At 31.9% G+C, this 11,684-nt stretch carries 13 protein-coding genes; 1 reads left to right on the forward strand and 12 read right to left on the reverse strand.

The genetic code is table 11. From position 1 onward, the window contains the following. Positions 1-11: 11 nt before the first annotated feature. A complete protein-coding gene (locus tag KA856_RS08235; protein WP_019467949.1) occupies positions 12-383 on the reverse strand; it encodes an Asp23/Gls24 family envelope stress response protein in 372 nt (123 codons plus the stop codon). A gap of 240 nt (positions 384-623) precedes the next feature. Here KA856_RS08235 and rpmB point away from each other — a divergent pair, with 240 nt between their 5' ends. Beyond that, positions 624-812 (forward strand): 50S ribosomal protein L28, encoded by a 189-nt coding sequence (rpmB, locus tag KA856_RS08240; protein WP_002483503.1) that lies wholly within the window; start codon positions 624-626, stop codon positions 810-812. 81 nt (positions 813-893) lie between these two features. On the opposite strand, the gene KA856_RS08245 is transcribed toward rpmB, so the two are convergent. The 11 genes from KA856_RS08245 to KA856_RS08295 form a co-directional block, all read right to left on the reverse strand. Then, positions 894-1,529, reverse strand: coding sequence for a thiamine diphosphokinase (locus tag KA856_RS08245; protein ID WP_107384632.1), 636 nt, complete (start codon positions 1,527-1,529; stop codon positions 894-896). Between the two features lie 5 nt (positions 1,530-1,534). After that, positions 1,535-2,179, reverse strand: coding sequence for a ribulose-phosphate 3-epimerase (rpe, locus tag KA856_RS08250; RefSeq protein ID WP_107384633.1), 645 nt, complete (start codon positions 2,177-2,179; stop codon positions 1,535-1,537). Continuing rightward, a complete protein-coding gene (gene rsgA / locus KA856_RS08255) occupies positions 2,180-3,055 on the reverse strand; it encodes a ribosome small subunit-dependent GTPase A (protein ID WP_107384634.1) in 876 nt (291 codons plus the stop codon). Between the two features lie 290 nt (positions 3,056-3,345). Continuing rightward, positions 3,346-5,391 carry a Stk1 family PASTA domain-containing Ser/Thr kinase gene (pknB, locus tag KA856_RS08260; protein WP_107384635.1) on the reverse strand — a complete coding sequence of 682 codons (2,046 nt, stop codon included), beginning with the start codon at positions 5,389-5,391 and terminating at the stop codon, positions 3,346-3,348. Then, positions 5,388-6,131 (reverse strand): Stp1/IreP family PP2C-type Ser/Thr phosphatase, encoded by a 744-nt coding sequence (locus KA856_RS08265; protein WP_107384636.1) that lies wholly within the window; start codon positions 6,129-6,131, stop codon positions 5,388-5,390. Before KA856_RS08265 ends, pknB begins: the two co-directional genes overlap by 4 nt. Positions 6,132-6,135: 4 nt before the next feature. After that, a complete protein-coding gene (gene rlmN, locus KA856_RS08270; RefSeq protein ID WP_210138592.1) occupies positions 6,136-7,230 on the reverse strand; it encodes a dual-specificity RNA methyltransferase RlmN in 1,095 nt (364 codons plus the stop codon). 3 nt (positions 7,231-7,233) lie between these two features. Next, positions 7,234-8,541, reverse strand: coding sequence for a 16S rRNA (cytosine(967)-C(5))-methyltransferase RsmB (gene rsmB / locus KA856_RS08275; protein WP_233422660.1), 1,308 nt, complete (start codon positions 8,539-8,541; stop codon positions 7,234-7,236). A 2-nt stretch (positions 8,542-8,543) separates the two neighbouring features. Continuing rightward, entirely contained in the window at positions 8,544-9,476 is a 933-nt protein-coding gene (gene fmt, locus KA856_RS08280) for a methionyl-tRNA formyltransferase (protein WP_210129416.1), read from the reverse strand. Then, positions 9,469-9,957 carry a peptide deformylase gene (locus KA856_RS08285; RefSeq protein ID WP_107384638.1) on the reverse strand — a complete coding sequence of 163 codons (489 nt, stop codon included), beginning with the start codon at positions 9,955-9,957 and terminating at the stop codon, positions 9,469-9,471. Before KA856_RS08285 ends, fmt begins: the two co-directional genes overlap by 8 nt. A gap of 203 nt (positions 9,958-10,160) precedes the next feature. Beyond that, a complete protein-coding gene (locus KA856_RS08290; RefSeq protein WP_107384639.1) occupies positions 10,161-10,850 on the reverse strand; it encodes a GNAT family N-acetyltransferase in 690 nt (229 codons plus the stop codon). A gap of 367 nt (positions 10,851-11,217) precedes the next feature. Next, complete coding sequence (locus KA856_RS08295) at positions 11,218-11,664, reverse strand: GNAT family N-acetyltransferase (RefSeq protein WP_107384640.1); 447 nt, start codon at positions 11,662-11,664, stop codon at positions 11,218-11,220. Between the last annotated feature and the right edge of the window lie 20 nt (positions 11,665-11,684).

Raw genomic sequence — 11,684 nt, forward strand, 5'->3', positions numbered from 1 at the left:
GTTATGTCCTCCTAGTTTTTCTTGCCATTATCCACTCGTACGCCTTGTACAAATATATTAATTGAATTTACTTTAACTTTTAATGTTTGTTCTAATGTATATTTGACAGTTGATTGAACATTGCTTGCAACTTCTGATATCTTCGTACCATAACTTACAATAATGTACATATCAACATCCAACACACTATTTTCTTCTCTCACAACAATGCCTTTTGCATAATTTTCATAGCCTAATATTTCAGCAATTCCATCTCTTACTTGTTGTCTAGAAGCCATTCCTACAATGCCATAACATTCTACTGCTTTACTACCCACAACTGAAGCTATTACTTCGTTTGAAATGTCTATGCTACCATAATCATTTGTAATTTCTAATGTCATTTTATTGGGCCTCCTAGTTTATGGTTCTTACTTTATTTTTGATACTTTAAAACTTTTTATTAAGATTAAAAAATACAATATTATCCATAGTTTACAATTATATCATAAAATGAGTGTAACAAAAGTAGAAGCTATGTAAAGAAATTTTTTTCATTTTATTGCCATTATTTTTTTTATGTGGTACATTATTCAAGTATGTAGTAGATATGTGTATTTATATTTATTAAAGGAGGTACTTTCATGGGCAAACAATGTTTCGTAACAGGTCGCAAAGCTTCAACTGGAAACAATCGTTCACACGCTTTAAATTCTTCTAAAAGAAGATGGAATGCTAACCTTCAAAAAGTTAGAATTCTTGTAGACGGAAAACCTAAAAAAGTTTGGGTTTCTGCACGTGCTTTAAAATCTGGTAAAGTAACTAGAGTTTAATAAATATAATGCACGAAAAAGACCAATCCTTATGTGGAGGATTGGTCTTTTTTTGTTTGAAATTAAATTTACTACGATGTATCAATCTTTACTTTTAATCATTAACACGCTACCTGAATGAATAGAAACAATGCCCTGTGGTTTTATTAATTCATTAGATATTGTCAATGTAGAACCTAGCTGTAAAGATGCTTGTTTCAATTCATATTTAAAATTGATTAATGAAATAACTGTGGGATATGCAATAGGAATAAATGATATATATGGGTAATTTAAATCTCTATCGATATGATAGTCTTTAGCAGAAAGATATGAAATTTCATTTTGTTGATCAATGATTTTAATATTAATTTGTTTTTTTGTATATTCTGGCTTTTCTAATATTTGCATTGCACCCATAAAATGGTCTAAACGCCCTCCGGTTGCACCGTAAACACATATTTCACTATAACCTGAACTTATAGCTTGTTCGATACCTAATGCTAAATCAGTGTCATCTTTTTCAGAATTATATGGATTAATTGCTAATTTTTCAGTCAAATAATCCTTTTCTTCTTTAGTTATTGAATCAAAATCACCGACTGCAAATTGTGGCATAATCCCTGATTCAATCAAGATTAATGCACCTCGATCAATCCCTATCCATGCCTCATTTGTTTTATTTTGTAAAATGTTTTCTGGTAAATTTCTTGCACCGCATAATAAATTGACTTTCATTGACTTCAACCTTTCAATGTTTGCGTCACTTGTTTATAATCCTTTTGTTTAAAGAAATATGAACCAGCTACTAACATAGTAGCACCGTGTTCGATTACAGTTGCAACTGTTTCTTCGTTAATACCACCATCAACTTCAATTTCAAATGATAAATTTAATTCTTTCTTCATCTTGTCAAGTTGATCTAATTTATCAATACTTTCTTGAATGAAAGTTTGTCCACCAAATCCAGGATTGACTGTCATGACAAGTACATAATCCACCATTTTCAACACTGGAATAATCGCATCAACCGATGTACCTGGGTTAATGACTACACCAGCTTTTACATTTGTCTTTTTAATTTGTTGTATCACTCTGTGAATATGTGGCGTTGCTTCTACATGTACTGAAATCATATCTGCTCCTTGCGTTGCAAAAAGCTCTACATATTTTTCAGGTTCTTCTATCATTAAATGTACATCTATTGGTAAATCAGTACCCTTCCTAACTGCTTCTAATATAGGTAATCCAATTGAAATGTTTGGAACAAATTGGCCGTCCATCACATCAAAGTGCACACCATCAACACCTGCATCTTCCAAAGCCTTTAATTCCTTTTGTAATTGTAAAAAATCAGCTGATAATAATGATGGATATAATTTTGCCACTTAATATCTTTCCTTTCTGTTTGCAATTTCTTTAAATAATTGTAAATAATGCTCATATCTAAAATGAGCTATATTTCCTTTTTCTATTTCATTTTTAACGTTACATTTGGGTTCGTTTATATGGTTGCAGTCTCTAAATTTACATTGTTCGCCATATTCATTGATTTCCATGAAATAATGTTTCACTTCATCTTTTTGAATATGATTAAAATCTAGCGCACTAAATCCAGGCGTATCAGCTATAAAGCCATTTTCTCGTTCAAATAACTCTACATGTCTTGTAGTATGTCTTCCTCTATTTAAGGCTTTAGATATATGTTGCGTTTCAATATCCAATTCTGGAAAATATTTATTTAATAACGTAGATTTCCCTACACCTGACTGACCGCTTAATACCACTAGTCCTTCACCCCATTGTGAGAAAACCTCACCAATATGGTCTTCAACACTTATAAATTGTGTATTATATCCCATCTTTTCATAAACTTTTAGTGTCTGCAATATTGTATTTTGCATGTTAGGTGAAGTAATATCCCGTTTTGTTACTAATATGCGAGGTCTCATATGATAAGAATGTGCTATTACTAAAAATCTATCCAATAACTGAGTTGAAAATTCAGGCTCTACTGCACTCATCACTAATACAAGATGATCAACATTGCTAACTGGTGGTCTTTTTAATTCATTTTTTCGTTCATGAACATGGTGAATATAGCCCTCTGTAATATTTTCAACTTCAAAATCTACAACATCACCAACTATAGGCGAAAATTTATTTTTTCTAAATAATCCACGTGGTTTTGTGTCATACATTTCTCCATTTACATCTACACGATATACACCACTTAATGATTTTATGATGCGTCCTGTTTTCACTTAGGCACCCCTCTTTTTAAAGCTTTACATACTATATTATAGCAAAGGCTTTTTAATTTAAATACGATTTGAGACTATTTCAGTTAAAAATAAATAACAGAGCATTATAACTACGAGCAATCGTAGAAATAACACTCTGTTATAAACGTTTTTTTAAAGCAGTACGCTGTGCATAAGCGCAACTAAACTCTCTTCGCTTTGCTCCATTCGCCTTTCGGTTCGCTGAAGCCTTTGGCTTCTGCATAAGCACAACTAAACTCTCTTCGCTTTGCTCCATTCGTTAAGTTGCGCTAAAAATCGTAAGGAATATCTTTATCAGCTACAACCTTACCATCAACTCGAATGGTATAACCAGCCGTCTCTCCTTTTTCAATAGTCATCGGAATGGTTACAGTTTTGTCATCTTTAATTTTAAAGCTTTGTGCAGCTGACGATCCTTTGTCATCTTTATCTCTCACATATACCTTCACTTCTTGACTTTCATCATCATCACCCGTATAGGGAACTTGATAGGTTTCTGTATATGTTTTAGTTTGTGATTTTTCATCTTCTTTAGATGACTTATCTTCTTGCTCATCAGAATCTTTACCATCTTTTTTCTCTGATGATTTCGGTTCACCTGTGGATACCACAAATTCTATAGTAGAACCTTCATCTACTTCTTCGCCTTTAGGTGATTGACTAATGACATTATCCTTTTTAACTGTTTTATCAGAGCGTTTTTCTACAGTAACTACTTTAAACCCTTTAGATTCCAGCTCGGATTTAGCAGTCTTAAACGATTTTTTCTCATAATCATCCACATAAATTTGTTTAACACCTAACGATTCAGTCAATTTAATATCACTATCATTGATTTTCACTCTGTCTCCTGGTGAAATACTTTGTGCTTCAATTAAACCTTTAGCAACATTTTGTTTTGTATAAGATTGGTCAACTTTAGCATCATCAATTCCTAGTTTTTTTAATTTATTTAACGCTTCTGATTTTGGTAAGCCATATAAATTTGGCATTTCTGCAGTTTTAGGACCTTTTGATAATACAATGTCTACTTTACTTTGCTGTTCTAAACGCTCACCTTTTCCTGGTGTTGTTTTAATAATTTTATTCTCCGGATACTTATCACTGTATGCTCTTGTAGTTTTGCCTAATTCTAGTTTGTTATCTTTTAAAATACCTTCTGCTTCTTTTTCAGTTTTACCTATTAAATTAGGTGTTTCTAAATATTTATTACCAAACATTCCCATAGCCATGAAACCAAAGAGTCCAAATAAAAGTAGTACGATGATTAAACCATAGAAAAACTTTTTCTTTTTTGATCTTTTTTTCGGAGGCATCGCATATAATTGTTCCTCATTTGATTGAAAATATTGTTGATTAACAATTGGAATTTGCATGGTTTGATTCATGCTTTTTGATTTATCTTCAGCACGTGTCTGATTAGCTATTTCATTTTTATCAATAGGAACCGTTTTAGTGTCAGCATCAACAGAATGATATGGTGATTCATTCTCTCGCTCTTTTGACAGCACAGTAGACAAGTCTTCTTGCATTTCTTGAACTGTTTGATAACGATCATTCTTATCTTTTTCAGTAGCTTTTAGCACGACATTGCTCAGTGATTGTGGTACTTCAGAACGTTTATTAGAAACATTAGGCATCGGATCTTGAATATGCTTTATAGCAATGCTTACTGCTGTTTCACCTGAAAATGGAGGTTGCCCTACTAACATTTCATAAAGCACAACACCAATAGAATATATATCAGTACCGTTATCTGTTGCATCACCGCGAGCTTGTTCAGGAGAAAGGTATTGAACCGTACCTAAAACATGATTTGTTTGAGTCATCGTTGTTTCACTTAATGCTTTTGCAATACCAAAATCTAATATTTTTAATGTTTGATCACGATTCACCAAAATATTTTGAGGCTTTACATCACGATGAACAATTTTTGTATCATGTGCATGCTTTATTCCTTCAATAATTTGTTCAGTAAATTTGATTACAGTTTTGATGTCTAAAGGTCGATGTTGTTGAATATATTCTGATAAAGTGGGACCTTCTATGTATTCCATCACTAAAAAGAAATTTTCATCATTTTCAGTAACATCAAAAACATTAACGATATGTTTATGTGAAAGTTGTGTTAAGTTGTGAACTTCACGCTCAAAACGCTTAATTGTTTCTTCTTTTTCACCAGAAGGTATCCTAATAGCTTTGATTGCTACATTGCGATTCAAAATAGTGTCATCAGCCAAATAAACCGTGCTCATGCCACCGCCGCCAAGCTTTTTTATCACTTTATAACGTTCGCTTATTAATTTTCCAATCATACCTTATCTCCTTCAATTTCTGCTAAAACAATGCTTACATTATCATTTGTTTCTTGTGATAATGCTAATTCAATAAGATTCCGACCATGTGTTTCTAGATCATTTTCTTGCATTAATTCTTCTTGAATCATATGATTTCTTGCAAAATCTGTTAATCCATCCGAATTTAATAATAGAAAATCATAAAAATTGGTTCTTTTTACAAAAATATCTGGTGTTACTACTTTATCCGTACCCATGACTTTTGTAATGATATTCTTTTGGGGATGATTAAATGCTTCTTCGACACTAATTTGCCCTATCATTACTAAGTGATTAACGAAGGAATGATCATTTGTAATTTGTTCAATTTCTCTACTATTAATCAAATATCCTCTTGAATCACCAATATTTGCGACAACGACATAATCATCAAATACAAGTGCACAAACACAAGTTGTTCCCATGCCATGATAGTCTGCATTGTCAACTGAGAGTTGATATAATTCACGGTTAATCGCTTTTAGTGTGGTTCTCAGCCAATCTTCAGCTTGGTTAGGTTCAATTAAATTTTCTTCTTCAAAACGACGTTGCAACTCATCTGTCACAAATTGACTTGCTACTTCTCCTGCTAAATGTCCACCCATACCATCACAGAGTACAAGTAATTGTTGTTCTGTTTGATTATAGAACACACCACCTGCATCTTCGTTCTTATCACGATATTGACCTGTGTCAGTAAAAAATTGTGCTTTTAGCATACTATTACCTCGTTTCTACTTTTCGTTCCTTAGCTCTTAATTGACCACATGCTGCATCAATATCAGCACCTTGTTCTCTTCTTATTGTTGCATTAATACCTAGTCTCTTTAATTCTTTTTCAAATTTAAAAATATCCTCTTTAGGTGTCTTAACGTAATTTCTTTCTGGTACATGATTTACAGGTATTAAATTCACATGACAGTTTAATTTTTGGATTAAATGTGCTAATTCTCTTGCATGTTCAACTTGGTCGTTGACTCCTCCAAACAGTCCATATTCAAATGTAATACGTCTATTTGTTGTTTCTTGATAATATTTAATGGCTTCCATTAATTTTTCAACATTATACGCTCGATTAATAGGCATTAAACGAGAACGAATTTCGTCATTAGCACCATGTAAGCTTACTGCAAAATTTATTTGAATATCTTCGTCAGCAAAATCATAAATTCTAGGTATAATACCAGAAGTAGAAACAGTAATATGACGCGCACCTATATTTAAACCATTATCATGGTTAACAATCTTTAAAAAGTCCATCATTTCATCATAGTTTTCAAATGGCTCACCAATTCCCATGATTACAATTTGTGATACACGTTCATCGGTTTCATATAATGCTTTTTGGACAGTGAGTACCTGAGATACAATTTCTCCCGCTTCTAAATTACGCTTTAGGCCACCTAATGTGGATGCACAGAATGTACAACCTATACGGCAACCCACTTGAGTAGTAACACATACGGAGTTCCCATATTCATGTCTCATTAATACTGTTTCAATCGTGTAACCATCTTGTAATTCAAATAAAAACTTAATCGTTCCGTCTCTACTTTCTTGTTTAACTACTGTAGTCATCACTGTCATTGCAAAATGGTCTTTCAAAAGTGCTCTTAGCTCTTTAGACAAATTTGTCATTTCATCAATGCTATCTACTCGTTTTTCATATAACCATTCAAAGATTTGTTTCGCTCTGAATTTTTGTTGTCCATTTTCTTTTAACCAATTTTCCATTTCATCATATCTCAAAGAGTAAATAGATTGCTTTTCGAAATTGGGAAGAAATTTATTTTTTTTCTTCTTCTCTGCAGTTATCATTATTTATTGTTCCTTTCTTTTTATCCTAGTAATGAAAAAGCCATCAGAATTAAATTGCTGTGGTAGCACCTGTAACGTTTTTACTTTTTCTCCACTGATTGGATGTTCAAATAAATCAAATTCAAAATCTTTATTTTCTTTTAAAAATGTATATATAACATTTTCATTTTCTAACTGTTCTATCGTACAAGTTGAATAAACTAATGTGCCACCAGGTCGCAAATGATTTTTCACGTTATTTAAAATTTCTAGTTGAATATTCACTAAAGATTGAATGCTTTGTTGACTTTGTTCATATTTGATTTCTGGCTTATGTCTAAGTACACCCAAGCCACTACAAGGTGCATCTACCAAAATCTTATCATACACTTTATCATAATTTTCCGTCGCATCGTGACTAAAAGCAGAAATGTTAGATAATCGTAATTTTCGAATATTAAAATCAATCAAGTCGATTTTATGTTCATGGATATCTGTCGCATCTACATGTCCAGTACCGTGAAGCCTTTCTGCTATATGGCATGCCTTTCCACCAGGTGCACTACAAGCATCTAATACAAGGTCGCCATCTTGGAGATTCATTACATCAGCTACAAACATAGAGCTTTTATCTTGGATAGACACTAGACCATCTTTAAATACACGTGACTCTATAATTGGTTTACCACTAATATGTAAACAAATTGTAATGTCACTATCTTGCGTTACAGTATAACCTTCGTCTTCTAAACGTTGCATCACATTTTCAACTGAAATTCTTGTCAAATTGACCCTTACAGTTGTTGTCACTTTTGTTAAAAATGATTGTGCAATTGCTTCAGTTTCTTCTATTCCAAAGTGTGTAACCCAGTGATCAACAAGCCATTTGGGCAAACTATATTGAATAGCAATGCGCTTCTTATCGTCCGTAATTTCATTAAAATTTGGTAATTCACTGCGCATAAGGTTTCTCAAAATCCCATTAACCACATTACCGTTATGCGGGCCACCTTTATATTTTGCTATATTAACAGCTTCATTAATAATCGCATGTTCAGGGACTTTATCCAAGTAAATATACTGATAGATACTCATCCACAGTAATTGTCTGACCCAACCTTTAAGTTTAGTTTGTACGAAAGGTTTCAAATAATAATCAAGTGTATATTTTCTTTTTAATGTACCATATACCAATTCGGTTAATAAATTCTTATCTGCCCGGCTCAAATCATTATTGGTTAATACCTCGTTAATAATAATATTACTATATGCCTTATCATTAATAATATCTTGTAATGTTTCAAAAGCTAATAATCTTACATTAGTTTCAATTGTCATTTTAATACCTTCCCAACGAGTGTTGATTGCACACCACTTAAGTAATTAGCTGTAGGCATTCTTTTTTTACCTGCAACTTGAATCTCTGTTAATGCAATCGCATCGTTAGAACCTGTAGCCACAATAATTGCTTTCTTAGTTGTCTCTATTATTGTACCCGGTTCACCATCTTTATCATTTTCAATGCGAGAAGCATAGACCTTTAAATTTTCTTCATCCATTATTGTGTAAGCAACCGGCCATGGAGACAAGCCTCTAATATGGTTATAAATTACTTCAGCAGGTTCTGACCAATCAATTTTTTCATCTTCACGACGAATATTAGATGCAAATGTTGCTTCGTCTTCATTTTGAACAATACTTTCATTCGTACCATTAATAATAGAAGGAAGTGTTTCTTTTAATAATTCAGCACCTAAAAAGCTTAATTTATCATGCATCACACCAACGTCATCTTGTGGTTCAATATCGATTGCTTTTTGAGATATAATATTTCCAGCATCCAATTTCTTACCCATATACATGATAGAAATACCAGTTTGTTTTTCTCCATCAATAATCGCTTGATGTATGGGAGCGCCACCTCTATATTTAGGCAATAATGATGCATGCACATTGATAGCACCTAACTTTGGTGAATCCAATAAAGTTTGTGGTAATAATTGGCCAAATGCTGCAGTAACAATTAAATCCGCGTTCAAATCAATCAACATCTGTAATTCTTCAGATTGTGACAGTTTTTCCGGTTGATATACAGGAATTGCATGTTCTATCGCAACTTGTTTCACTGGTGGTGGTGTTAATTTTCGTTTTCTGCCAACTGGTCGATCAGGTTGTGTAACTACTGCTATGACATTATGTTCTGCAATTAACATTTCTAACACTTTTGTCGAAAAATCAGGTGTGCCCATAAAAATAATTCTACTCATTTTCAAAATACGCCTCCACTTCTGCTTCAGTCAAAATTTTATCCGCACGTTCTGTAAAAAACTTCCCTTCAAAATGGTCAATCATATGTAATATCATACGCGCAATATCATCATATGCTGTCATCTCTACTTCATTTCCATTTTTATCATTACTTTTAACAACAATCATTTTACTTCTTTCAACTTCACCATAAATGTCAGGTAATGAAATAGATCCTTCTAAGTCAGTTACTTTTTGGTCTGATTCGCGAATAATTTTTGGATTGATAAGTTGTAACAATCCATCTATTTCCATATCGATAATAGCTACTTTTTGTAAGATGCCAATTTGTGGCGCACATATGGCAGAAGCTTCAACTTCATACATAGTGTCTTCTAAATCGAGCAATAATTGAGCTAAGTTTTCATCAAATCGCGTTACATCAGGAACGTTTTTATGTAAAATTGGATTTTCTGCTGCAACAAGTTGCTTTATTGTCATACAAATTACTCCTCATAAAAATTCATCACATCATTATAACTTATTTTAGTTAAATTTGCACCAAGGTTAGATGAAATGCAAGCGTTAAAACAATACATATTTTCTTTTTTACGCTTTTACTTCATCACAAAATATAACCGCAAGCTCTCACATACAAGCTTACGGTGTAATATATTTTTATGCTCCAGTTAACTTTTGTAAAATCATAGCGATAACTTATTGATTTGATTACCAAATTCATCAAAATTGTTTTCGTTCAACCAATTTTCAAACTTACTTTTATAAAGTGACCACTCATCTGCTAACATAGCAAGCCAGTATGTATCTCTACTTCGTTGTTTATAAATAGTATGATGTTTAAATAAACCTTCATATTTGAACCCAAGTCGTTTTGCTGCTTTTATAGATGGTTCATTGAATGCATCACACTTCCATTCATACCTTCTATAACCCAACGTGTCAAAAATATATTTTGCTAATAAGTAGTGTGTCTCTGTAGCTATACGTGTTTGTTTCATTTTATTAGCATAATGAATATGCCCAACTTCAATCGTTGCATTTTGTTCATTTATTCTCAGTAATGATAAAATGCCTACCACGTCATTATCCAATTGATCAATTATAGCAAAAAAGTATGGATCTTTTGTTTGTCTTTTATTATTTATATATGCTGCAAAATCATCATAACTTTGAGGCTGCTCATCCGGTAAATAAGTCCAATTAGGTGCATCATCTTGTGCCTTGAAATGATTAAATAAAGGGTTAATATGTTGCGAAGTTAATTTTTCTAACCTACAGTACTTCCCTTCTAACACATCAACGGTTGGTGCTTTGGGTTGAGTGAAATTGATTAATGACTTACCAATAGGTTGTTTAAACTGATTATATTCCATTTATTTCCTCCCTTTTAAAATCAATAAGTATAAACCATTATCATATAATATTTCCATTAACGATTAAGCATTGAAATGTTTAGCAATTGCATATAATACCTTTATACCAATTCTTATAAATTAATAATATGTTATCATTATAATTTACATTACGAAAGCGTTTTCAATATTCAAATAGTATTTTTTTATAATTTACAATAGGGATTAATAAAAAAGTAGAAGTAAAAAGAAATCAATAATAGTTTAATTGAATTCTCTTACTTCTACTTCTTAATTTTATATTTAGATTTATTATATATTGAAAGGTTTAACCTTAATTATTATTTCAATAAAAAAATTTATATCTAATACTGTTCACTTCGTTATTTTATAACTCAATGGTCATGGAAGATGCATTTTTTATGAAACCAATTTTAGAATATAATGGTTCTGCATTAGTAGAAGCTTTTAAATTAACTATATTGACCTGTTCTGTTTTACACTTTAATAAAAGCTCATCTAAAATTTGTTTACTTAAACCTAACCCTCTGTACAATTTAGTTGTATAAACATTGGTAATATAACCTTCAACGCCAGAATAATTATCATATGCGGGTGGTATTTGTTGAAAAATAACTGCTCCTGTAGATACAACTTGTTGATTATCTATCATAAACACTTGGTAGATGTTTTCTTTGTCGAAAACATCTTCAAAATATTCTCTCATATTATCATCAATATCTTCAGTAGCAAGCATACCTTGATCCAGTAGTTGTTCTTTTCTTAATTTTATAATTGTTTCAATATCATTTTTATTTGCAATTCTCATCTCCATATCTAGTACTCCTTTTAAAG

The sequence above is a fragment of the Staphylococcus sp. GDB9P120P genome, from assembly GCF_017893435.1.
Taxonomy (GTDB): Bacteria; Bacillota; Bacilli; order Staphylococcales; family Staphylococcaceae; genus Staphylococcus; species Staphylococcus cohnii.

Excerpts from the sequence above, each read along its gene's own strand:
- KA856_RS08235 (WP_019467949.1), bottom strand. The coding sequence starts at position 383 with ATGACATTAGAAATTACAAATGATTATGGTAGCATAGACATTTCAAAC.
- rpmB (WP_002483503.1), top strand. The coding sequence starts at position 624 with ATGGGCAAACAATGTTTCGTAACAGGTCGCAAAGCTTCAACTGGAAAC.
- KA856_RS08245 (WP_107384632.1), bottom strand. The coding sequence starts at position 1,529 with ATGAAAGTCAATTTATTATGCGGTGCAAGAAATTTACCAGAAAACATT.
- pknB (WP_107384635.1), bottom strand. The coding sequence starts at position 5,391 with ATGATTGGAAAATTAATAAGCGAACGTTATAAAGTGATAAAAAAGCTT.
- KA856_RS08265 (WP_107384636.1), bottom strand. The coding sequence starts at position 6,131 with ATGCTAAAAGCACAATTTTTTACTGACACAGGTCAATATCGTGATAAG.
- rlmN (WP_210138592.1), bottom strand. The coding sequence starts at position 7,230 with ATGATAACTGCAGAGAAGAAGAAAAAAAATAAATTTCTTCCCAATTTC.
- fmt (WP_210129416.1), bottom strand. The coding sequence starts at position 9,476 with ATGAGTAGAATTATTTTTATGGGCACACCTGATTTTTCGACAAAAGTG.
- KA856_RS08285 (WP_107384638.1), bottom strand. The coding sequence starts at position 9,957 with ATGACAATAAAGCAACTTGTTGCAGCAGAAAATCCAATTTTACATAAA.
- KA856_RS08290 (WP_107384639.1), bottom strand. The coding sequence starts at position 10,850 with ATGGAATATAATCAGTTTAAACAACCTATTGGTAAGTCATTAATCAAT.
- KA856_RS08295 (WP_107384640.1), bottom strand. The coding sequence starts at position 11,664 with ATGGAGATGAGAATTGCAAATAAAAATGATATTGAAACAATTATAAAA.